18 protein-coding genes and 1 tRNA gene are annotated in these 22714 nt (G+C 52.6%); 10 read left to right on the top strand and 9 right to left on the bottom strand.

What is annotated here, in order from left to right; all coding sequences use genetic code 11:
* Window positions 1–19: 19 nt before the first annotated feature.
* Entirely contained in the window at window positions 20–1177 is a 1158-nt protein-coding gene (locus HU175_RS15080; protein WP_228724173.1) for a BT_3928 family protein, read from the bottom strand.
* A 92-nt stretch (window positions 1178–1269) separates the two neighbouring features.
* Complete coding sequence (locus HU175_RS15075; protein WP_176567381.1) at window positions 1270–1815, bottom strand: DUF1599 domain-containing protein; 546 nt, start codon at window positions 1813–1815, stop codon at window positions 1270–1272.
* A 94-nt stretch (window positions 1816–1909) separates the two neighbouring features.
* Here HU175_RS15075 and folP point away from each other — a divergent pair, with 94 nt between their 5' ends.
* From folP to HU175_RS15050, 6 genes are all read left to right on the top strand, one after another.
* A complete protein-coding gene (folP, locus tag HU175_RS15070; RefSeq protein WP_176567380.1) occupies window positions 1910–2764 on the top strand; it encodes a dihydropteroate synthase in 855 nt (284 codons plus the stop codon).
* 79 nt (window positions 2765–2843) lie between these two features.
* Window positions 2844–2916, top strand: a tRNA-Lys gene (locus HU175_RS15065).
* Window positions 2917–3312: 396 nt separating this feature from the next.
* Window positions 3313–7941, top strand: coding sequence for a glutamate synthase large subunit (gene gltB, locus HU175_RS15060; protein ID WP_176567379.1), 4629 nt, complete (start codon window positions 3313–3315; stop codon window positions 7939–7941).
* 3 nt (window positions 7942–7944) lie between these two features.
* The gene (locus HU175_RS25125) at window positions 7945–8274 is read left to right on the top strand and encodes a DUF6883 domain-containing protein (RefSeq protein WP_410528564.1); all 330 of its coding nucleotides are present in this window, start codon (window positions 7945–7947) and stop codon (window positions 8272–8274) included.
* Window positions 8275–8277: 3 nt separating this feature from the next.
* Window positions 8278–8523, top strand: a complete 246-nt coding sequence (locus HU175_RS15055; RefSeq protein ID WP_176567378.1) for a DUF4926 domain-containing protein — start codon at window positions 8278–8280, stop codon at window positions 8521–8523.
* Window positions 8524–8533: 10 nt separating this feature from the next.
* A complete protein-coding gene (locus tag HU175_RS15050; RefSeq protein ID WP_176567377.1) occupies window positions 8534–10024 on the top strand; it encodes a glutamate synthase subunit beta in 1491 nt (496 codons plus the stop codon).
* A 57-nt stretch (window positions 10025–10081) separates the two neighbouring features.
* Here HU175_RS15050 and HU175_RS15045 read toward each other — a convergent pair whose 3' ends face one another.
* The 3 genes from HU175_RS15045 to HU175_RS15035 form a co-directional block, all read right to left on the bottom strand.
* Complete coding sequence (locus HU175_RS15045) at window positions 10082–10531, bottom strand: RidA family protein (RefSeq protein WP_176567376.1); 450 nt, start codon at window positions 10529–10531, stop codon at window positions 10082–10084.
* 13 nt (window positions 10532–10544) lie between these two features.
* Window positions 10545–11255: a DUF2461 domain-containing protein gene (locus tag HU175_RS15040; protein WP_176567375.1), complete on the bottom strand. Its 711-nt coding sequence runs from the start codon at window positions 11253–11255 to the stop codon at window positions 10545–10547.
* 183 nt (window positions 11256–11438) lie between these two features.
* The gene (locus HU175_RS15035; RefSeq protein WP_176567374.1) at window positions 11439–12371 is read right to left on the bottom strand and encodes an AraC family transcriptional regulator; all 933 of its coding nucleotides are present in this window, start codon (window positions 12369–12371) and stop codon (window positions 11439–11441) included.
* A 118-nt stretch (window positions 12372–12489) separates the two neighbouring features.
* Here HU175_RS15035 and HU175_RS15030 point away from each other — a divergent pair, with 118 nt between their 5' ends.
* From HU175_RS15030 to HU175_RS15015, 4 genes are all read left to right on the top strand, one after another.
* On the top strand, window positions 12490–14016 hold the full coding sequence (locus HU175_RS15030; RefSeq protein ID WP_176567373.1) for an aldehyde dehydrogenase family protein: 1527 nt from the start codon (window positions 12490–12492) through the stop codon (window positions 14014–14016).
* A gap of 99 nt (window positions 14017–14115) precedes the next feature.
* Window positions 14116–14499: a DUF779 domain-containing protein gene (locus HU175_RS15025; protein ID WP_176567372.1), complete on the top strand. Its 384-nt coding sequence runs from the start codon at window positions 14116–14118 to the stop codon at window positions 14497–14499.
* A 197-nt stretch (window positions 14500–14696) separates the two neighbouring features.
* Window positions 14697–14891, top strand: a complete 195-nt coding sequence (locus tag HU175_RS15020; RefSeq protein ID WP_176567371.1) for a hypothetical protein — start codon at window positions 14697–14699, stop codon at window positions 14889–14891.
* Between the two features lie 79 nt (window positions 14892–14970).
* The gene (locus HU175_RS15015) at window positions 14971–15387 is read left to right on the top strand and encodes a DoxX family protein (protein WP_176567370.1); all 417 of its coding nucleotides are present in this window, start codon (window positions 14971–14973) and stop codon (window positions 15385–15387) included.
* Between the two features lie 8 nt (window positions 15388–15395).
* Here the strand turns inward: HU175_RS15015 and HU175_RS15010 are convergent, their stop codons facing one another.
* From HU175_RS15010 to HU175_RS14995, 4 genes are all read right to left on the bottom strand, one after another.
* A complete protein-coding gene (locus HU175_RS15010; protein ID WP_176567369.1) occupies window positions 15396–16448 on the bottom strand; it encodes a spore photoproduct lyase family protein in 1053 nt (350 codons plus the stop codon).
* A 182-nt stretch (window positions 16449–16630) separates the two neighbouring features.
* Window positions 16631–19834, bottom strand: a complete 3204-nt coding sequence (locus tag HU175_RS15005; protein ID WP_176567368.1) for an efflux RND transporter permease subunit — start codon at window positions 19832–19834, stop codon at window positions 16631–16633.
* A gap of 81 nt (window positions 19835–19915) precedes the next feature.
* Complete coding sequence (locus tag HU175_RS15000) at window positions 19916–21046, bottom strand: efflux RND transporter periplasmic adaptor subunit (RefSeq protein ID WP_176567367.1); 1131 nt, start codon at window positions 21044–21046, stop codon at window positions 19916–19918.
* Window positions 21047–21121: 75 nt separating this feature from the next.
* Complete coding sequence (locus HU175_RS14995) at window positions 21122–22462, bottom strand: TolC family protein (RefSeq protein ID WP_176567366.1); 1341 nt, start codon at window positions 22460–22462, stop codon at window positions 21122–21124.
* Window positions 22463–22714 lie beyond the last annotated feature (252 nt).

Here is a 22714-nt window from a genome sequence, read left to right as displayed (position 1 = left end):
CATTCACTCATTCATTCTTCTACTCATTCACAATTTTTTTCACCTCCTCCGCGTCCGGGGTTTTGTTGTAATGCCATTTGCCGCGAACGACACCGTTGCTCAACAGCCAGGTGCCGGGATTTGAACGCATGATCGTCTTCAGTACGGTGGCGTCGGCTTTGTAGTACGGTACGTTTTCTAATTGAAACTCTTTGCGGAACGCCTGGATCTCAGCGTCGCTCGTCGAGGTCAGGATGTAGGGCGATACGGTTGAGCCTTTGAGCCCTTCTGCCAGCGAGCGGATGGCAGGAATGCTTCCCGCGTCAATGTCTTTTGTATTTTTAACAATGATGAACAGCTTGTTTCCCTTGAACGACTCCTGCGTGAAATCGCTTTCCAGCTCGCTCCCATCGGTCCAGATCCGATAATCCGTAATTTTGGGCCGGGCGCCTTCATTCACCAGCACCATTTCCTTGAACGCATAACCGGGTTCCGTAGGGTATTTGTCCAGCTTAACCTGTTTGCCGTCTTTCTCCATAATGTATTCATAGCGGAGTGGCTCGGAGGGCTGCATACCTGCCGGAATACTTTTCCCTACGGCGTACGGCAGCATATCGATTGGCGGCAGGAACATGACCGCGTAGACACCCAGACCGAGGGTTAAGGCGGTAGTCAGGCCAACGAGCCAGCCCGTTGGCCGGGCTTTAAGCCGGTTACGGTGCCCAATTATAAACAGAATCAGCACCGACAATACAACGTCCTTGTAGAATGAATGCCAGGGTTTGAGCTTGATTGCATCACCAAAACAGCCACAGTCGGTCACCCGGTTGAAATAGGCCGAATAGAATGTCAGGAACGTGAAAAAAGCGATCAGGAAAAAGAGCAGCCAGACAGTCACTTTGGGTTTATAGCCTGCCAGCAGCGCAACGCCCAGGATCACCTCGGCCGCACAGAACAGTACGGACATAGCCAGCGTGAATGGCACCAGCCCCATGAAGAAATCGTGCAGCAATGGCAGATCCTGCGCAAATACTTCGAAATACTCTTCGAATTTAATCTGCGTTCCTACGGGGTCATTTAATTTGATCAAACCCGAGAAAATAAAGACAACACCCACCACCACACGGGCAATCTGGGCGGCAATAAGCATCGGTTGGGTACCGGTTTTGATTTTAGGAGCGGGAGCAGCAGTTTGCATGACTAAGGGTATCGGGGATATACACAACGTAAAGACGGGTACAATGGCTGGCCAGCAAGCGACAAACAACGTGCCGGACTAACCAGCGTCTGCTACTCCGCCTGCATTTTGATCAAACAGAAAACGGCGTAGTTAATCATATCCATATAATTAGCGTCAACGCCCTCCGACACCAGCGTGTTCCCCTGGTTGTCTTCAATCTGTTTGGTACGTAGCAGCTTCATCAGAATAATATCCGTCATCGAGCTGATCCGCATCGAGCGCCACGCTTCGCCGTAATCGTGGTTCTTGGCAAACAGCAGATCCATTACCTGACCCATCTGCTGATCGTAGAGAGCTTCCAGCTCGTCCGTTGGAATATCCGTGCGCGTATCCCCCCGGAGTTGAAGCTGGATCAGCGCCATTACGCAGTAGTTGACGATACCTACAAATTCGGGTTCCACCCCCTCACCCACTTTGCTGACGCCCGTTTCCTGAAGCGTACGGATTCGCTGGGCCTTGATAAACAGCTGATCGGTGATACTGGGCAGGCGAAGTATGCGCCATGCGGTACCGTAGTCCTGATTTTTTTTAAGGAACAAACTTTTGCAACGCTGGACGATGTCCCGATATTCGGTTTCCGTTTTTGCTACTGTCATTGATTGACAAAAATTGTCATGGCCTGTCACGGATTGTTCCAACCAGAATAACCGGCCTCGCATGACCACCGCTGACGGATAATACTTCAAGTGAATGAACAAAACTACGAAGAAAACCCTGAACTGCCGGGGGCGACTCATCGAATTAGCGAACGGAAGTACCCCGCCCGCCGTCATGGGGATTCTGAACGTAACGCCCGATTCTTTTTTTGCTACGAGCCGGGTCGCCATCGACACCAGCCTGGAAGCGGCTGCCCGGATGCTGACCGATGGCGCTACGTTCCTTGACATTGGCGGTTACTCGACCCGACCCGGAGCCGCTCCGGTTGAAGCGAGCGAAGAAACTGATCGGGTTCTTCCGGTCATCGAAGCTATCCTCGCTGAATTCCCGGACGCGCTCCTGTCCATTGATACGTTCCGGGCCGATGTGGCGCGGCAGGCCGTTGGTGCGGGGGCGTGTCTGGTCAATGATGTTGCCGGTGGCACCCTTGATCCGATCATGTTCGAAACAGTAGCGGGCCTAGGCGTGCCGTACGTACTTATGCACATGCGCGGAACACCACAGACGATGCAGACGATGACCAATTACCAGAACGTAACGCTCGATGTCATCGATGAGCTGGCCATCCGGCTGGCAGAACTACGAGCCTTAGGGCAGAACGATGTTATTCTTGACCCCGGGTTTGGTTTTGCAAAGACACCCGTGCAAAATTTTGAACTATTGAGTCATCTCAGTTCATTCCGGGTATTCGACGAGCCGCTACTGGTGGGGCTTTCCCGCAAAACAACCATCTGGAAAACGCTGGGAATCACGGCCGATCAGGCCCTGAATGGCACTACTGCGTTAAACACAGTAGTCCTGATGAAAGGGGCCACCATGCTGCGGGTTCACGACGTTCGAGAAGCTGTAGAAGCTGTCAAACTAACGCAGCAGCTAACTTTTTTTTAGGCGAATACTTGCGTTCACAAAAACAAACTCCTACTTTTGCAATCCCAAACGACAACGATCTGTTTTCGCTGTGGGAAATGATCTGGTAGCTCAGCTGGTAGAGCAATACACTTTTAATGTATGGGTCCTGGGTTCGAATCCCAGCCGGATCACCGAAAAGGCCAAAATCTGCAACTAAAGCGGACTTTGGCCTTTTTTCTTTTCAACGCTTTTCTATCCCAAAAAACAGCTTTTGTAGTGCTTTTATAACCCGGGAAATTACCTACTTCAATTTATTATTTGTTATATTTTTAAGAATAAATATAATCAAATTCACAATACGAACTACATGTTATTAAATTCTAACAAAGCATACATTTACCAAATTTTTTTAGTAGTATATTGCGTGACTTTATCACAAACGCTCGTTCGCTGGCCATCATCTTCTGATCTGAGTATCCGCCAGGGCTGTTCATTAATTTAGATTTTATTAAAAAACGTCACTGTTTTTTGCGATCTTGTTAGCAGATCGTTTAAAAACCACGGCTTCACCCAACACTGTTACGACTATGTCTGATCAGGTTGATCAAGTAACCGGAACACCGGAACAGCACCCACAGGGCTTCGCACAGCAAGACACGAGTCAATCGGGTCTTTATCGCCCCGAATTTGAACACGACAACTGCGGCATTGGCTTTGTTGCCCACATTAAAGGACGCAAATCGCACCAGATTGTATCCGACGCCTTACAGATGCTCCGCCGGATGGAGCACCGGGGGGCGGTTGGATCAGAACCCAATTCGGGCGATGGGGCGGGGTTGCTGATTCAGCTCCCGCACGAGTTTTTTGTCGATGAAACCCGCAAACTGGGCGTTCACCTGCCCCCCGCGCTGGAGTACGGCGTGGGTATGGTTTATTTTCCGAAGGATGTGTGGCTGCGCGAAGAATGCCGGGCCATTCTGAACCGGAACATGAAGAAAATCGGGCTGGAGCTGCTCTGCTACCGGGTTGTTCCGGTAAATAACAGTGATCTGGGTAACGGATCACGGTCGGCTGAGCCGCAGATGGAGCAGGTGTTTATCAAGCGTCCGGCCAACATTACCAATGCTGAAGATTTTGAACGCAAACTGTACATTCTGCGGAATTACAGCACCCGGATCATCAATGAAACGGTAAACGGCGTCGATCATTTCTATTTCTCCTCACTCTCCTGCCGGACCATTACGTACAAAGGCCAGCTGACAACGCTGCAACTGGAACCGTATTTCCCGGATCTTCAGCAGGAAGAGGTCGTGTCAGCGCTAGGTGTGGTGCATTCGCGCTTCTCGACCAACACATTCCCCTCCTGGAAACTGGCCCAGCCATTCCGGTATATCGCTCACAATGGCGAGATCAACACGGTACGGGGTAACGTCAACTGGATGAAAGCGGCTGAGGGTCTGCTCGAATCCAGCAAGTTCACGAAGGACGAGATGGACATGCTATTGCCCATCTGCGATCCCAAACAGTCGGACTCAGCCAACCTCGACAACGCCATCGAGTTACTCGTGATGAGTGGCCGTTCGCTGCCACACGTCATGATGATGCTCATTCCCGAAGCTTGGGATGGCAACGAGCACATGGACCCTATCCGGAAAGCGTTCTACGAATTCCACGCGGGCCTGATCGAACCCTGGGACGGTCCAGCGTCGATCTCGTTCACCGATGGCCGTATGGTAGGCGCTACCCTTGACCGGAACGGCCTGCGTCCGTCTCGCTTCTGGGTAACGAATGACGACATTGTCATTATGGCTTCCGAAGTGGGCGTACTGGATATTGATCCTTCAAAAGTAGTATCGAAAGGTCGTCTGCAGCCGGGTAAAATGTTCCTGGTCGATATGGAGCAGGGACGAATCGTTTCGGACGAGGAGATCAAAGCCAGCATCAGCACGCGGAAACCGTACCAGCAGTGGCTGGACGAGAATAAAATTCGAATTTCGGACCTGGAAGCGCCTGTTCGGGCGTACCACAAATACGAACCGGCTAAGTTGCTACGAATGCAGCAGGCATTCGGCTTTACGTCCGAGGACCTGCGCATGATTATCGGGCCAATGGTTGAGACGGGGAAAGAGGCCCTTGGCTCGATGGGCACCGACGTACCGCTGGCGGTTTTGTCGGAACAGGCTCAGCACATGAGTCATTACTTCAAGCAGTTGTTCGCCCAGGTAACCAACCCCCCAATCGACTCGATTCGAGAGCGGTCGATCATGTCGCTGATTTCGTTTGTTGGGGCTACCTACAACCTTCTCAGCGAGTCGCCGGAACACTGCCGTCAGGTCGAGCTGGAGCAACCTGTGCTAACGACGCAAGAGTTTGATAAGCTACGGTTTATTGATAAGCCAAAATTCCAGGCCAAGACCATCAACTGTCTCTTCACGGCCGACGGTGACGGTAAATCGCTGGAACGCGCGCTGGCCCGCATCTGCCGGTACGCGGAAGACGCCATCCAGGACGGTTACTCGATTCTGGTGCTGTCTGACCGGGCTATTGATTCGAACCACGCGCCGATCCCATCGCTGCTGGCTACGTCAGCCATTCACCACTATTTGATTCGGCAGGGACTACGCGGCAAAATTGGTATCGTGGTAGAAGCGGGCGACGTTTGGGAAACCCACCACGTAGCAACGCTGATCGGTTACGGCGCATCGGGAGTAAACCCCTACATGGCGTTCGAAACGATCGCCAACATGAAAGAAAAAGGCTTGCTGCAGGTTGATTACGACCTCGACAAGCTGTACAAGAACTATATCAAAGCAGTTAACGGCGAGTTACTCAAGATCTTTTCGAAGATGGGGATCTCGACCTTACAGTCATACCAGGGCGCTATGATTTTCGAGTGCCTAGGTCTTAACGAAGATGTGGTGAGCCGGTACTTTACCGGTACGGTATCACGCATCGGCGGTATGGGGCTGGACGAAATCGCGCGGGAAATTCTGATCCGGCACAGCGTTGCCTTCCCGGATTCGCCGGCGGCAGCACCTCGCCTGGAAGTAGGCGGCATTTACCAGTGGAAGCAAAGGGGCGAAAAACACATTTTCAATCCCGACACCATCCACCTGCTCCAACAGGCTACCCAGCGGAACGATTACGGCATCTTTAAAAAGTATTCGCAGCTGATCAATAATCAGGATCAGAAAGCGATTACGTTACGTGGACTGTTGAAGTTTAAAACGGCAACGCCCGTTCCGATCGACGAAGTTGAGCCCATCGAGAGTATCTTCAAACGGTTCGCGACGGGCGCTATGTCCTTCGGTTCGATCTCGTGGGAAGCACACACCACCCTGGCTATTGCCATGAACCGCATCGGCGGTAAAAGCAACTCGGGCGAAGGTGGCGAAGATGAACTGCGGTATAAACCCCTAGAAAACGGCGACAGCCTGAACTCGGCGATCAAACAGGTTGCCTCGGGTCGTTTCGGCGTAACGAGCTATTACCTGACCAACGCGAAGGAGCTACAGATTAAAATGGCGCAGGGCGCGAAGCCCGGCGAGGGTGGTCAGCTTCCGGGCTTTAAAGTCGACGACTGGATTGGTCGGACACGGCACTCGACCCCTGGTGTGGGTCTGATTTCGCCCCCGCCCCACCATGATATTTATTCGATCGAGGATTTAGCGCAGCTGATCTCCGACCTGAAGAATGCCAACCGCGATGCCCGTATCAGCGTGAAGCTGGTATCGGAAGCTGGTGTGGGTACGATTGCAGCCGGGGTAGCGAAAGCCCACGCCGACCATATCCTGATCTCGGGACACGATGGCGGTACGGGCGCTTCTCCTCTGTCGTCGATCCGCCACGCGGGTTTGCCCTGGGAGCTGGGTCTTGCTGAAGCCCATCAGACGCTGGTCCGTAACAAACTACGGGGCCGCGTAACGGTGCAGGCCGATGGTCAGATGCGCACCGGTCGCGACCTAGCGATTGCCGCCCTGCTAGGTGCCGAAGAATTCGGTGTGGCCACGGCCGCGCTGGTAGCTGCGGGCTGTATCATGATGCGGAAGTGTCACCTGAATACTTGTCCGGTTGGGGTAGCCACGCAGAATAAAGAGCTGCGGGCGCTGTTCACCGGTAAGCCGGAGCATGTCGTGAATATGTTCACGTTCATTGCCATGGAACTCCGTGAGATCATGGCCGAACTGGGTTTCCGCACGATCAACGAAATGGTTGGCCAGGCACAGATGCTCGAACTCCGGTCGAACCTGACGCACTGGAAACATAAGAACCTCAACCTGGATGCGCTGCTCTACAAAGGGCCAACCAACCTGGATGTAGCCCTGTTCAAACAGGAAGAACAAAATCACTACTTGGACGACGTACTGGATCGCAAGCTGATCGACGTAGCGCAACCCGCACTGAACTCAGCCGAGTCGGTTTATGCCGAATTCCGGGTGCAGAATATCGACCGCAGCATCGGCACGATGCTGTCAAACGAAATTTCGAAACGGTACGGCGGACCGGGTTTACCCGATAGCACGATTCATATCAAACTGCGCGGAACAGCCGGTCAGAGCTTTGGGGCGTTCAGCACGAGCGGTATCAAACTCGAACTCGAAGGTGACGCCAATGATTACTTCGGCAAAGGTCTGTGTGGATCGCAGCTAATCGTATACCCTGACCGGGTTGCGACGTTCAAGCCGGAAGAAAACAGCATTGTCGGTAACGTATCGTTCTACGGCGCTACGTCGGGCGAAGCGTTCATTCGCGGTATGGCCGGCGAGCGGTTCTGCGTTCGGAACTCCGGTGCCAAAGTCGTTGTCGAAGGGATCGGTGATCACGGCCTCGAATACATGACGGGGGGGCTCGCCATCATCCTGGGCGCTACGGGCCGTAACTTCGCGGCTGGTATGTCGGGGGGCGTTGCCTACGTGTACGATCAGGACGGTTCGTTTGCCTCGAAAGTCAATACTGAAATGGTGACGCTGGAAACGCTGACCGACGAAGACCAGAGTATCGTCCGGGAATACGTCGAAAAACATTTCCAGTACACGACCAGTAACGTGGCGTTGGCCCTGATCCAGAACTGGCAGGAGCAGCTTGGCAAATTCGTGAAGGTCATGCCGGCCGATTTCAAGCAGGCGCTGGCGGGTCGCGGCATTTCCCTGGCCGACCAGATCCGCGACAAGAACATCGTCTATCAGGACATCACCGTCGACGTAACGCAGGGGTAATTGGTGAAACTGGAACCACCCATACGTATTGACTCTCGAAAAATAACCCATTATTTACTTGTACCTCTGCCTCGATCGGATAAGTCAGCTTATCTGAATCGGGCAGGATACACAGTGGATAACTGGCGTTTGCTGGAACAAGATCTTCTCCAGTTGGCAGCAAGTGAGGAAGCTATCTTTGAGGAAGAAGATCGATACGGTCCGTCATTCAGCATTATAGGAGAGTTGATTGGGCCAGTTGGCCGACCTATCATGGTGAAGACTATATGGAAGCGTGATATCGACGAAGAAATCACTAAATTCATTACGTTGTTACCACAAAAACGAGCGTGAACTATGAAACTGCCCTTGTATAAAGATGTTGCGTTACGAATAGATGTACTCGACAAGGGCTTACAGAAAGGAGATATCGTTACAACAGTTGAATTTCTGGAGGCTCGCCGTGACCTACCCAACGCTTATATCGTTGAAGCTTTCAATGCCATAGGACAAACAATTGCCGTTTTCACCGTTGCCGAAGATGATCTAGAGTTATTGACGGCACATGATGTACTGAGTAAAAGAACGCTGGAAGCAGCCTGATTAGCTTACAATGGGAAAACCTACCGGATTTTTAGAATTCACGCGCGAGCTACCCAAAAAGCGCGATCCGCAGGAGCGGATTCATGATTACAAAGAAATTGAAATGCCGTTCTCGGAACAGGACTCGCAGCGGCAGGCTTCTCGTTGCATGGACTGCGGTACACCGTTCTGCCACAGCGGCTGCCCACTGGGGAATATCATTCCGGAGTTCAACGACGCGGTCTACGAACAGAACTGGGCGTACGCGTACGAGATTCTGAGTTCGACGAATAACTTCCCGGAGTTTACGGGTCGAATCTGTCCGGCTCCCTGCGAAGCGTCCTGCGTACTGGGTATTAATAAACCACCAGTGGCTATTGAGTTCATCGAAAAATCAATCATTGAAGCCGCTTTTGAGAAAGGCTACGTGGTTCCTAAAGCGCCTAAAACCCGTACGGGTAAACGCGTTGCGGTCGTAGGATCAGGACCAGCCGGACTCGCGGCTGCATCGCAGTTAAACAAAGCCGGTCACAGCGTAACGGTGTTTGAGCGGGCCGATCAGATTGGCGGCTTACTTCGCTACGGTATCCCCGATTTTAAACTGGAAAAATGGACCATCGACCGTCGTCTTGCCGTGATGGAAGCCGAAGGTATTACGTTCAAGACAGGCGTTAACGTTGGTGTTGACCTTAAAGCGAAACACCTGCTCGAACAGTTTGATCTCGTTATGCTGACGGGTGGGTCAACCGTTCCCCGCGACCTACCGATTCCAGGTCGTGATCTGAAAGGTATCTATCCAGCTATGGAGTTTCTGAGTCAGCAGAACAAGCGGAACGCCAGCCGTCCCGTTGAAGTTGACCACCAGGGAGTTCCTTATGCTGATGGCGAACTGCTCGCAACGGACAAGCACGTTTTTGTCATCGGCGGTGGTGACACGGGTTCCGACTGTGTGGGTACGTCGAACCGGCATGGTGCGGCTAGCGTCACCCAGATCGAGCTGATGCCAATGCCACCAACCGAACGGGCGTCAAATACCCCCTGGCCAAACTGGCCCATGATGCTCCGGACCAGCACTTCACACGAGGAAGGCTGCGAACGGGAGTGGTCCATCAATACCAAAGCCTTCATTGGCGACGAGAACGGAAACCTGAAAGCCCTGCGGCTGGTGAACCTGGACTGGAAAACCGAAAACGGCCGGATGCAGATGGTTGAGATTCCAGGCTCAGAACGCGACGTGCCCTGCGACCTGGCGCTGCTGGCAGCTGGCTTCCTGCATCCGCAGCACAACGGACTGCTGGACGATCTCGGTCTGGAATACGACGAGCGCGGGAACGTAAAAACGAAAGATTATCAGACGACCAGTAACCCACGCGTATTTGCCGCTGGTGATATGCGTCGTGGTCAGTCGCTGGTAGTGTGGGCTATCTCCGAAGGCCGGGAAGCCGCGCGCGCAGCCGATTGTTACCTGATGGGCGAAACCCAACTGGAAGCCAAAGCAATTTCGATGCTGGAAGTGGCATAAGTGGGTTTGCCTTTTGAGAGACATAAAAAATCCCCGCCGGATCTCGGCGGGGATTTTTCATTTAATTGCTATCACTTCGACCTCGACCAGAACATTGTCCTGCACAATCTTCGGAATGTTCTTGAGTGTTGTCAGACGTGGGCTATTCTGGGTTAGGTACTTGCCGCCTACACTGTTTACCTGCTGCGCGTCCTGTGTACTCACCTGCCCCGTGACACCCCGGAGGTGGTAGGTTACTTGTTTTACGTCTTCCAGAGTCATGCCTACCTGTGCTAGCGCCGTTTTGATGTTCGTAAACGCCTGTTCCGTCTGCGCCAGCAGATTACCTTCACCGACGACATTGCCATCGGCATCAAATGGACGCTGTCCACAAACGTATACCGTCTTCCCGGCCGACCCACCATCAACCTTGTAGGTGTAACCCGGCGCGGACTTTTCGGCGGTTTGCGCCTGCGCCAGCGAAACCGTTAGTCCCATCAGGAGTAGAAAGCTAAAGCAATATTTCATAAGAACAGAAAGATTAGAGCGTAACAGGTTCGTCCTGCTCATCGAAGAACAGATAGTTTAACAGGTCGCAATACGGCTTAATAATCTGGCAGCCCCGCACAATTTCATCGGCAAAATTGGGCTTCAGAACTTCTTTATCGGTGTACCGATGCATGAAAAATAGTTCTTTCCGACGTAACAGCTCAATTTCCGGATGATCGGCAGAATAGCCTTTCGGCGTCGTTTTCATCGTTTCACCGGCTGCTTCCGGAAAATACGCACGAAAGTCTTCCGCTTCGATGATTTCTTTGAGCTCAGCCACGTTGTAATCAACCTCCTGCCGAAACTTGGCTAGCTGGGCCGGCGTGGGCTGCCACATCCCCGCCCCCAGAAACGATTTATTACCGGGCTGAATCTGAACAAAATAATCGATGCGGCCCGAGTGACGGCCACCGGGACCAATGGCAAATGCCAGATTGGGTTTGTAGGGTGCTTTATCTTTCGAAAAACGAATGTCCCGGTTGATGCGGAAAATACAATCTTTTACGGCGGTATTGTGGACCGGTTCGAACGTACTGACACCCGCCAAAACGCGTTCTACCACTCCGCATAATTCTGCCTTAGCCGCATCGTAGCGGCTTCGATTGGCGTGAAACCACTCGCGGTGGTTGTTGTCAACTAGATCCCGAAGGAAGTCAAGCGTAGGTGCTGTTAAGGCAGCTTTTGAACCCGATTTCATTGTCATAACTAACCAAATATACGCAATCGGGCGCAGTCCTGACGGGATGTATGACAAGTTTATTTTATTGACAGGATTGCCGGATTTTGTGGTCGAAGGTCCTTGTCGTCCGGTTAACAAAGGCGTCCATTTTGCATCAGCAATTCAGGTAAATTAAACTTGATCTGCTCCTCCTGATATGGTATACAATCAGTTTGCCCGAAAAAGTTGTTGTTTGAACTGGCGGGGGCCAACGTGCTCTATTGACCGGAAGGCACTGCTAAAGTGCGTGATGCTATTGAAGCCCGATTCATAACAGGCGTCGGTTACGCTTTTGGCCGGATCGCTTAGGATGATTTTGGCCCGTTGAATACGTTCGGTCAGAATGAATTGCGCTGGCGATACGCCAATCTCGCTTTTGAACAGGCGGAAAAAATGGGATTTGGACAAACACGCCTTGTCGCACAGTTCCTCGGTCGACAAAGCCCGGTTTAGGTTTTCGCGAATAAATGCGATCACGTACGCCAGCCGGTTTGTTGTCAGGTGTTTACCCGTATTGCCCAGAAGTCCCGTACGTATCTGCGTCTGCGACAGCCGGATGATCAGCTCCCGCAGGGTATTTTTGATGAAGAATCGCTTGAAGGGATTGTTCTCCCGAAAGAGCCGGATCAGCTTATCGATCAGGGAGCTGATTTCCGGATCATTCTGCATCAGGTAATTATCCGTGTTTAATAGCCATTCGTCCGACGATTCAACGCGTGGCACCTGCTCATTCAGTTCCGCTACGGTCTCCCGAATCAATTCATCCGATATTGTAAGCGCCAGACAGCGGGTTGGTTCATCGGTCGTAGCATCCGGAAAATCGATCTGCATCAACCGATCCGACGGCATCAGGAGGGACTCGCCGGGGCGGTAATTAAACGGATCCATATCGGGCAGGTGCATCACTTTGCGTCCCGTCAGCATGGTCGTCATTACGGGTGCGTTAAACCGCAACTTCACCAGGTCTGCCATCTGGAACGTCTCGTACATGTGCAGTTCTGCCGCATCATGGTGAAGCGTCAGTTTGTTCTCCACCAGGGTTGAAATCTCATTTCCCCAGGCGCTAACAGCTTGTCCTCCTCCTTCGGTCTTCTTTTTCATGGCTGCTTCAATATGAGACATTTACGCAAGTTTATGAGACTCTGACGCAACAACACTTGAACAATTACAGCAAAATTTGTAAAAAAATCAATCAACCATTCTAAAACCTCTTTCCAAAATGCAAACCCTAGAAGCGCCCAGCAAAATCCTGCCCCGGCCTGAATTCAAATCCCAGTATGAAAATTACATTGGCGGTAAATGGGTTGCCCCCATTGACGGTGATTATTTTACGAACTACTCGCCAGTCGATAATTCTGTTGTCTCCCGGGTCCCCCGATCGAAAGCGGCCGATATTGAACTAGCCCTCGATGCAGCCCATAAAGCGTTTAAAACCTGGTCCAAAACCTCAGCGACCGAACGTAGCAACATCCTGCTTAAAATTGCCGACCGTATCGAGCAGAACCTGGAGTTTCTGGCCCGCGTTGAAACCGTCGACAACGGCAAAGCGGTCCGCGAAACCCTGGCGGCCGATTTACCGCTCTGTGTCGACCATTTCCGCTATTTCGCTGGGGTAATCCGAGCCGAAGAAGGTTCCGTAGCCGAACTTGATAAAGACACGGTTTCGATGATCATTAAGGAACCTATCGGCGTAGTGGGCCAGATCATCCCCTGGAACTTCCCGCTGCTGATGGCGACCTGGAAGCTGGCACCGGCTCTGGCTGCGGGTTGCTGCGTGGTGATGAAACCCGCCGAGCAGACTCCAACGTCCATCCTGGTGCTGATGGAAATCCTGGAAGGGCTGATTCCGGATGGTGTTGTCAACATTGTCAACGGCTTTGGTCCTGAAGCTGGCAAACCCCTGGCGCAGTCGAAACGGGTGGCCAAAGTGGCCTTTACGGGCGAAACGACTACGGGTCGACTGATCATGCAGTACGCGTCGGAAAACCTGATTCCGGTCACGATGGAGCTGGGTGGTAAGTCGCCGAACATTTTCATGGAGTCGATTGCCGACGCCGACGATGAGTTCTTCGATAAATGCGTGGAAGGTGCCGTTATGTTTGCCCTCAACCAGGGTGAGGTCTGTACGTGCCCATCGCGCTTGCTGATTCATGAGCGCGTGTACGACCGCTTCATCGAGCGGGTAATTCAACGTACCGAAGCCATTAAGCTGGGCCACCCGCTGGACCCCGATACGATGATGGGCGCGCAGGCTAGTAACGACCAGTACGAAAAAATCCTGTCGTACATCGATATTGGCAAGCAGGAAGGTGCCGAAGTGCTGACGGGCGGTGGTCCGGCGGGGCTGGTTGGCGACAGCCTGGATTCGGGCTACTACATCAAGCCTACCATCCTGAAGGGTAACAACAAGATGCGCGTTTTCCAGGAAGAAATCTTCGGGCCGGTCGTTTCGGTTACGACGTTCCAAGACGCCGATGAAGCTCTCTCGCTGGCTAACGATACGTTGTATGGACTGGGCGCGGGGTTCTGGTCGCGGGACGCGCACGAGCTTTACCAGATTCCCCGTCAGATCGAAGCAGGTCGCGTGTGGGTGAACTGCTACCACCAGTATCCGGCTCACGCCCCGTTCGGTGGCTACAAGAAATCAGGCTTTGGTCGGGAGAACCACCACATGATGCTGAACCATTACCGGCAGACCAAAAACCTGCTGATCTCCTACAGCAAAAGCAAATTAGGATTCTTTTAATCACTTGTGAATGAGCGAATGAGTGATTGAGCGAATAGGCTGACACCGGCTTTGTTCGCGCCAGCTTATTCACTCATTCACTCAATCGCTCATTCACAATTGAACACGCGCATCGACCTCACGCCGGCTGCGGCCGACGTTATTGATCAGCTCCGGGCTCAGCACGGCCCGCTGATGTTTCACCAGAGTGGCGGCTGCTGCGATGGGTCGTCGCCCATGTGTTATGCCATGGGAGATTTTATCATTGGCTCGTCGGATGTCTGGCTGGGTAAGATTCACGGCTGCGACTTCTGGATGTCGGGCGATCAGTTTGAGTACTGGCAGCACACGCATCTTACCGTCGACGTAACGCCGGGCCGGGGAGCCAGCTTCTCGCTTGAAATTCCGCTGGGTGTCCGGTTTCTGATCCGATCCCGGCTCTATCAGCCCGACGAAATGGAACAGCTGAGCCCTGTCCATATCGGGCCGCTGGAAGAAGTCTGACGAGGAGTTAATAAAAGGCTGCCGCCTAACTCTTAGTTTTCAGGGCTTTTGGTAGAAACCAGGCCGCGGATTTTTATGGCACTTCATCAAACCGCGGCCTGGTTTCTACCAAAAGCCCTGTTTTTGTAAACACCGGCCTACTTAATTGAGTTATTTTATCGACTAATCAACAACGATTACGATAAACACTCAACGTCATGGCAGACAAAACCCTGGAGAAAGTAGAAGAAGAATACAAAGATCAGAAAGCCGGAACGGACGGCAACGGAACCCAGCACGGTAGCACCGGATCGGGCGGCAGTTCGACCTCGCACAAAAGCAGCAAACACTCGAAAGGCTCCAGCAGTGCTGGTAGTTCAACGGGAGGTAGCAAAGGCGGGCACAGCAACTAATTAACGTATTACCCAAACGGTCACTTCTCAACGAAGTGACCGTTTTTGTTTACCAATCCTTTATTATATTCTCTTCATTATGAGTCAATTCGTATCAACCCGCTATACTGCCAGCGCTGTAAATGCAGCCTTGTTAGTGCTGCGCCTTGGTGCCGCTATATTGATGATTCCGCATGGCTATCAGAAACTTACTAAGTTTGAGAGCATGCAGTCTCAATTTGTCAGCTTTCTGGGACTGGGGCCGAAAGTCTCGTTGATCCTGGCCATGTCGGCCGAATTAGGCTGTTCGTTGCTTCTGCTGTTTGGCTTGTTTACCCGCCTGGCCACTGTCCCCCTGATTATAACAATGCTGACGGCGCTATTTCTCGCCCACGGTGGAGCCCTTTTCGGAGATGGTGAAAAGAATGGGCTGTTCATACTGATTTTCATCGCTATCCTACTCCTCGGACCGGGAGCCTACAGCGTTGACGCAAGCCTCAACAAACGGCGCTTTTAATCAGGAAACTAAAAGATGTACCGGATGCCGCACCAGGGAATTTCTTCCCGAACCAGTTGCTCAAAAACGGCAATCATTTTGGCCTTGAGCTGGTGATCGTACCGAATGTTCCAGCCGCCATACTGACTGACCTTATTTTCCTGAATTTCGGGTACCCAGAGCAGTTCCTCAGCCTTGGGGTTAATCGCCAGATTAGCCTGGTGCTGGCCCTGGTTATGCGTCAGGAAAATTACTTCACATTTCATCTGTGCCTTTACCTCCGGACGTAGCGTGGCATCCAACTGGCGAAACAACTCCCGGTAATCGTTACGCCACTGTTTACGGTCACCATCGGGGCTGCTGTACACGATCACGGGCGAAAAATTGACGTGCACTTCGTAGCCTGCGTCGTAGAAGTCGTTGATAGCCGCAATCCGTTTTTCCACCGAGTCGGTCCGCACGTCGACCAGTTTGCTCACGTAGGCGGGCAGCAGACTAAATCGGATACGTACTTTCCGTTGCGGGTCGAAAGCCAGCATGTCCGGGTTGACAAACTTCGTTGCGAATGTAGCTTTGGCGCGGGGATGATCCCGAAAAAAAGAAAATGTCTGCTGAATCCCTTCCGAAAGGCTGTAATCGACCGAGATGTCGGAGTTACAGCCGATGTCGTACGTATAGAACTGCGAGTCGGTCTGGTTACCGGCTTTGGGCCACGGCTGGCTCATGACGTGCGTATCCAGCGTCGCCATAATCTCGTCGACGTTTGTAAACAGCGTAATGGGGTTCACCTGTTTGTGGCGATCAACGTAACAGTAAGCGCAACCGCCAAAGCATCCATTGGCCAAGCTGGGCGCAATAAAATCGGAACTGCGACCACTCCACTTGATCACCTGCGATTTCAGTTTCCCCAGCACCAGTACGTCGGACTTGACCTTGAAATGATTCAAACCCAGGTCAGGCAGGCGGTTGTGCTGCTTGATTTCCAGGGTTTCGGCCTGCGGAAAATTAGCCAGTACTGCTTCACCCCGGTCGTTCATGGCGTCGGCCGTATACAGAATATAAGCAGGGTTAAAATCAGGCATTTGTAGAGTCAGGGATGTCTTATTATAACGTCTGATCGTTGATGAAGGTTCATAAATATATCGCCACAATCCTACTGAAAAACAGCCTATTACCCTTATTGCCCAAGCCTGCTACCAAGTAAAAGGCCCGTCTGGATATAACGTCCAGACGGGCCCTCCTAACCAATTCTTTGGTAAACCTATTAGCTGTGCTGTGGCTGCGCGCCAGCTTCACCGGATTTCTTATCTTCCTCGTTTTTCTTAGCGTTCGCTTTCAGTTCCTCCAGTCCTTTCTTGCCGTAAGCCAGTCGGGTAATGCCCACGTAGAGTACCGGCACGACGAAAATAGCCAGCGACGAAGCGGCCAGCATCCCGCCCAGTACGGTACGGCCAATGGTTACCCGGGAGACCGCCCCGGCACCACTGGCAATGGCCAGCGGGAACACACCGAGAATAAACGCCAGTGAGGTCATCAGGATCGGACGAAGACGGAGCCGGACGGCTTCGATGGTCGACTCCAGCAGGTCTTCTCCTTTGTCGACGCGTTCCTTCGCGAATTCCACAATCAGAATAGCGTTCTTGGCCGCCAGACCAATCAGCGTAATCAGACCGATCTGCGCGTAGATGTTATTGGTCAGGTACGGGAATAGCGTCAGCGCCAGGATAGCGCCCAAGGCACCGATTGGCACCGACAGGAGTACCGAGAACGGTACCGACCAGCTTTCGTACAGAGCCGCCAGGAACAGGAAGACAAAGCCAATTGACAGCATAAAGATGTACACCGAGCTGCTACCGGCGTTGATCTCCTCGCGGCTTAGCCCCGCAAACTCGTAGGAGTATCCCTGAGGCAGCACTTTGTTCGCTACGTCCTGCAACGCTTCGTTTGCCTGGCTGCTACTGAATCCTTCCTTGGCCGACCCGTTCAATTCCACCGATCGGAACAGGTTGAAGTGCGAAATTAACGGAGCGTTTTCGATAACGCTGGTTTTTATCAACGTACTGATCGGGATCAACTGACCGCCCGAATTACGCACGTAGTACTTATCCAGGTTCTTCACATCCATTCGGTACGATGTATCAGCCTGGGCAACGACCCGGAATTTACGGCCATAGATGATGAAATCGTTGACATATTGGCTACCCAGGTATGTCTGCATCGTTCGGTAAACGGTACTAACCGATACGCCCAGTTTCTTGGCTTTTTCCCGGTCGACCTCTACCCGATAAGCGGGTGTTTTGGCTGTGAAGTAGGAATATGCCCGGCCGATCTCAGGCCGTTTGTTGGCTTCAGCCAGGAAGTTCTGTACGACATTATCGAATGCCTGTACATCGTCGTTCGTTTGCCGCTGCTGAATCTCAAAGGTGAAACCCGATGATTGACCCAAACCAGGAATAGCGGGCGGCTGTACGACCTGAATCCGGGCATCGTTCAAACCAGCAAACGCTTTCTGGAGTTTGCCCACCAGCGAGTCGGCCTGCATACCCCTGTCTTTCCGTTCGTCCCAGGGCTTGAGCTGAATGAAGACCGTACCGCTGTTCGATTTCGACGCAAACGTCAGCGCGTTCAGACCACCCAGCGCGGAGAAGTGGTTCACGTACGGCTGCTCCTTCAGGATGCCCATCATTTTGTTGATAACCGCCAGACTTCGCTGCGTCGATGAGGCTTCCGGAATTTCGAACGTAACGATCAGTCGTCCTTCGTCCTCGGTCGGAATAAAGCCCGATGGTTTGTACTTAAACAGCAGCCCTGTGCCGATGTAGACAACAATCAGACCCACGATAACGAGGGGCGTTGCCTTGATCAACCGCTGGACAGCATTTGAATACGAGTTCGTTACCTTCTCGAACCACTGGTTGAATTTGTAAAAGAATTTATCCAGCCCTTTCGCGTTTTCGTCGATGTGCTGTTCCCGTAATAGCAGGACGCACAGCGCCGGTGTCAGCGACAACGCCACGAAGGCGGAGATCAGTACCGATACGGCAATGGTAATGGCAAACTGCTGGTACAATCGCCCGACAATACCGGGGATGAATCCAACTGGCACGAACACGGCCGCCAGAATCAGGGCAATGGCGATAACCGGTGCGGAAATTTCCCGCATGGCTTCGCGGGTCGCATCCTTCGGCGACATGCCCTTGTCGATATTTACCTGAACGGCCTCCACCACCACAATGGCATCATCCACCACAATCCCGATGGCCAGTACGAACGCAAACAGCGTGAGGGTATTGACGGTAAACCCGAGGGGTATGAACAGGGCAAACGTCCCGATAATCGATACCGGAATGGCCAGCAGTGTAATCAGTGTCGCCCGCCAGCTTTGCAGGAACAGGAACACCACCAGGATTACCAGCACCAGCGCTTCGACCAGGGTGTGGATCACCTCCGAAATCGACACCTGAATAACCGATACCGATTCGAACGGCACAACGTATTCAATGTCTTTCGGGAACGTCTTTTTCAGCTCATCCATGGCGCTGTAAATCCCTTCGGCCGTATCCAGGGCGTTGGAGCCCGGCAGCTGATACACCAGCAGGTACGACGCCCGTTTCCCATCAACAAAGGAGTTACTAACGTAAGAGAACTTACCCAGCTGCACCCGCGCCACGTCCCGCAGATACACCAGTGATCCCCGCGCCGGATCGCCCCGCACGATGATGTTTTCGAAGTCTTTTTCTTTGCTGAGCCGGCTGTTGGTAAAGACCGTGTATTCAAAGGCCTGCGTATTCGGCTGGGGGGGGGCGCCAATGGAACCACCGGCAATCTGGAGGTTTTGCTCCTGCAGGGCCGCCGTTACTTCTTCCACGGTCATACCCAGTTGGGCCAGCTTGTCGGGCTTCAGCCAGATCCGCATACTGAAATCATCGGCCCGGCTGAAAATATCCCCTACCCCTTTTACGCGCAACAACGCATCCTTGATGTAGATGTTGGCGTAGTTGTCCATGAACGATACGTTGTGGGTGCCATTCGGGGAGAAAATCGCCACCAGCATAAACAGCGATGGGTTCCGCTTCCGGGTAATCAGCCCCAGTCGGGTAACTTCTTCGGGTAGCTGCGGCTGGGCAATACCCACCCGGTTCTGCACGTCCAGGGCGGCAATGTTCACGTCGGTTCCAACGTCGAACGTAACGTTCATGCTCATCCGGCCGTCGTTGGTGGCGTTGGTTTGCAGGTAGCTCATGCCGGGCGTACCGTTCACCTGCGTCTCGATAGGCGTTACCACCGTCTGCTCTACGGTCTGGGCATCAGCCCCGGTGTAGGTACCCGTCACCTGCACCACCGGGGGGGTAATATCGGGGTACTGGCTAACGGGCAGCGTCAGCAGCGCCAGAATCCCCAGCGCCAGAATGACGATGGAGGACACAATGGCCGTTACCGGCCGGTTTATAAATATTTCTGCGAACATGAATCAAAGAGTGAAAGAACGAAAGAGCGAAAGAATGAAAGAGCGACAGGGTGACTAGCACAGCAGAATTCGCTCTTTCGCTTATTCGCTCTTTCGCTCATTGGATACTTTTACCTTCGCGCCTTCGCGTACTTTCTGGGTTCCTTCGGTTACCACAACTTCGCCTTCTTTGAGGCCATCTTTCACGATTACCTTCTCGTTAATGCGCGAGCCCAGCGTGACTTTCTTCTGTGTCACTTTGCTGCTGTCACCTACGACGTATACGAAGTATTCGCTCATCTGCTCGGTTACCGCCTGGTAGGGAATCAGCAACTGGGGCTGGTTGGTACTGTTACGAATGCGGAGGTTGCCGTTCAGCCCTACCCGAAGACGATGTTCAGGATTGGGGAAAGATACCCGCACCCGGATCGTACCCGTCTGAGGGTCAACGGCGCGGTCAACAATCTGAATCTTGCCAGGGTACTTATACCGTTCGCCACCCGGCAGTTCAAATACAAATGTGGAATCGCGGGAATTATTCTTCTGACTCTGCAACATCAAGAACCGGCTGATGTCAGATTCGTCAACCTGGATGTCTACTGAAATTGGATCGTCCTGCGAGACAACGTTCAGTGGTACCGCTCCACCCGGTCCAACGGCGGCTCCCAGACGTACCTGCGATATGCCGATTGTGCCGTCCATTGGTGCAAAGATCGTGGTGTATTTCAGGTTCGTTCCCACCTGCCGGATGCCGGCCTGGGCTGCGTCGACCTGCCGTTTAGCGGCTTCCAGCTCGGCGGTTGAGTTATCCAGCACCTGCCGGGCAATAGCATCCTGCTGGGCCAGCGTTGTGTACCGGTCGGCGTCCTTCTGCGCCCGGGCCAGGTTGGCTTTCTGTACGTTCAGGTTCGCAACGGCCTGGTCGTAGCTGGCACGGTACTGCTGCGGATCGATGGAATACAGTTTTTGCCCCCGTCTGACCCGCTGCCCATCGTCAAAAAAGATACCGGTAATATTTCCCGATACCTGCGGCTGAATTTCTACCTCGCGCAGAGCCGTTACCGTGGCGGGGTAATTGTCGTAATACGTTGCCGTCTGTTTGGTGGCTTTGGCAACAGAAACGGCAGTAGGCGGGGGAGCAGCCTGTTTCTGGTCGTCTTTTTTGCCGCCACAGGCCGTCAGCAACCCAACCATCACAAGTATGGACGGGGACTTGAATAAAGCGCTTCTCATGGAGCTGAGTGGTAATAACTGATAGGATTGCATGTCTGCGGTTGCGGGTCGCCTGATTCGTACCCGAAGAATTAATTATACCTGAATAAGACCAAGCGCCCGCTGTACGTCCAGTTTGCTGATCAGTACCTGATACAGCGCGTTAAATACGTTAAGCCGGGCGGTGCGCAGATCGGCCTCCGCTACGGTTACGTCCAAGTATGTTTTTACGCCAGACCGGTACTGTAAGTTGACGATACGGTACACATCTTCGGCCAGCGCCAGGTTTTCACGCAGGGCCTGATAGGTTGCCAGACTGCCTTTGTAGGTAGCCAGCGCCGTTGCGTATTCGGCATCGATACTACTGGTCAGCGCTGCCAGATCCCAGTTCAGACGCTGCACCTGCAATTCGGCAATTTTTGTCTGCTGGACTCGTCGCCCGCCCTGAAAGATGGGCAGTGCTACAGTGAGTCCAATCAGTGAGTTTGGAAACGTCTGATTATACAGCTGCGGAAAAATGTTGTTCTGGTAGAGGAAATTGTAATTGGCCGTAGCGTTCACCGTGGGCAAATACGCCCAGCGGTTGTATCGTACGTTAGCTTCCAGCAACTGGCCCTGCGTTTGCAGCAATTGGTATTCGATCCGGCTTCTGGGATTAACCAGCAGGGTTGTGTCCAGGTTAATTTCAGCGGCCAGTTGCAACGTATCGTACGTCAGGTTCAGCACAGAAGTGGGCGGGTAACCCATCAGCTGCTTAAGCGTCTGAAACTTGGCCCCGACCAGATCGGAAAACTGTTTCTTTTGCGCCTGTGTGTTGTTGAGTGCAATTCTGGCCCGCTGGGCATCAGTTTTGTCGACCACCCCACTTTGATACTGATTCGTAGCGTCCTGCAGGCTACGCTGCAAGCGAACAATATCTTCGCTCAGGATCTCGATCTGGCGCTGCGTCAGAATGACGTCGTAAAAGGCTTTACTAACGTTGACGACTACATCGATCTTGTTATTGACGGTAGCTTGGCTGGCCTGCGTACGGTATACGTCAGCTGTCCGGCTCGCCAGTAATACATCCCGGTTAAAAATGGCTTGGTTCAGCGAGAAAGATACCGTTGATGTATTCTGAGCTCCCAGCGCGACGGGCCGCCGTTCGCCGGTGACGGCGTCGGGAATCAGGGTTACCGGAAGTTTCAGATAGTGCAGGAGATTGTATCCCCCGTTGATCTGTGGATACCAGGCCGCCAGATTGCTCTTAACGGTACGATCGGCAATCTGCTGATCGATAAGGGACTGACGAATCAGAGGCTGGTTTTCCAGAGCGTATTGCACGCAATCAGACAGATAAGCCTGCCTGGCCAGCGAATCAGAATTTTTTTGCGCAGAAGCGCTGGCAACGGACAAAAAGTAAAGACCGAGGATGGCGATGAACCAACTATTTTTCATGACGCAGCGAATGTCGTGTACACAGGCAGATGTAGTCAACTGTGTGTACCATAGCTAAACTGTTGAATCTCGGCTTTTGGTTCATCAACATTTCGTATTTGGAGACAGGATATGCTTTCTCTGCTAACCCGAACGTAAGGCTACTTACGTATTTTCTGAACTCGGGAGTCAACCTCCTCAGGAAGATATAACCTATCCAGTTTAGTAAAGTTTACAATCAAGGCGCTTTATGAATTACAACCTGTTAGTCAG

This window comes from Spirosoma sp. KUDC1026 (assembly GCF_013375035.1).
Lineage (GTDB): Bacteria > Bacteroidota > Bacteroidia > Cytophagales > Spirosomataceae > Spirosoma.
Note: the sequence above shows the minus strand (reverse complement) of the source record. Positions and strands in the feature narration are given on the sequence as shown.

What these genes read in the sequence shown, in the direction of transcription:
- HU175_RS14995 (WP_176567366.1), bottom strand. Translation starts at nt 22,462, where the DNA reads ATGAAAAATAGTTGGTTCATCGCCATCCTCGGTCTTTACTTTTTGTCC.
- gltB (WP_176567379.1), top strand. Translation starts at nt 3,313, where the DNA reads ATGTCTGATCAGGTTGATCAAGTAACCGGAACACCGGAACAGCACCCA.
- HU175_RS15000 (WP_176567367.1), bottom strand. Translation starts at nt 21,046, where the DNA reads ATGAGAAGCGCTTTATTCAAGTCCCCGTCCATACTTGTGATGGTTGGG.
- HU175_RS15010 (WP_176567369.1), bottom strand. Translation starts at nt 16,448, where the DNA reads ATGCCTGATTTTAACCCTGCTTATATTCTGTATACGGCCGACGCCATG.
- HU175_RS15035 (WP_176567374.1), bottom strand. Translation starts at nt 12,371, where the DNA reads ATGAAAAAGAAGACCGAAGGAGGAGGACAAGCTGTTAGCGCCTGGGGA.
- HU175_RS15080 (WP_228724173.1), bottom strand. Translation starts at nt 1,177, where the DNA reads ATGCAAACTGCTGCTCCCGCTCCTAAAATCAAAACCGGTACCCAACCG.
- HU175_RS15030 (WP_176567373.1), top strand. Translation starts at nt 12,490, where the DNA reads ATGCAAACCCTAGAAGCGCCCAGCAAAATCCTGCCCCGGCCTGAATTC.
- HU175_RS15075 (WP_176567381.1), bottom strand. Translation starts at nt 1,815, where the DNA reads ATGACAGTAGCAAAAACGGAAACCGAATATCGGGACATCGTCCAGCGT.
- HU175_RS15040 (WP_176567375.1), bottom strand. Translation starts at nt 11,255, where the DNA reads ATGACAATGAAATCGGGTTCAAAAGCTGCCTTAACAGCACCTACGCTT.
- HU175_RS15020 (WP_176567371.1), top strand. Translation starts at nt 14,697, where the DNA reads ATGGCAGACAAAACCCTGGAGAAAGTAGAAGAAGAATACAAAGATCAG.
- HU175_RS15045 (WP_176567376.1), bottom strand. Translation starts at nt 10,531, where the DNA reads ATGAAATATTGCTTTAGCTTTCTACTCCTGATGGGACTAACGGTTTCG.
- HU175_RS15005 (WP_176567368.1), bottom strand. Translation starts at nt 19,834, where the DNA reads ATGTTCGCAGAAATATTTATAAACCGGCCGGTAACGGCCATTGTGTCC.
- HU175_RS15050 (WP_176567377.1), top strand. Translation starts at nt 8,534, where the DNA reads ATGGGAAAACCTACCGGATTTTTAGAATTCACGCGCGAGCTACCCAAA.
- HU175_RS15015 (WP_176567370.1), top strand. Translation starts at nt 14,971, where the DNA reads ATGAGTCAATTCGTATCAACCCGCTATACTGCCAGCGCTGTAAATGCA.
- HU175_RS15055 (WP_176567378.1), top strand. Translation starts at nt 8,278, where the DNA reads ATGAAACTGCCCTTGTATAAAGATGTTGCGTTACGAATAGATGTACTC.
- folP (WP_176567380.1), top strand. Translation starts at nt 1,910, where the DNA reads ATGAACAAAACTACGAAGAAAACCCTGAACTGCCGGGGGCGACTCATC.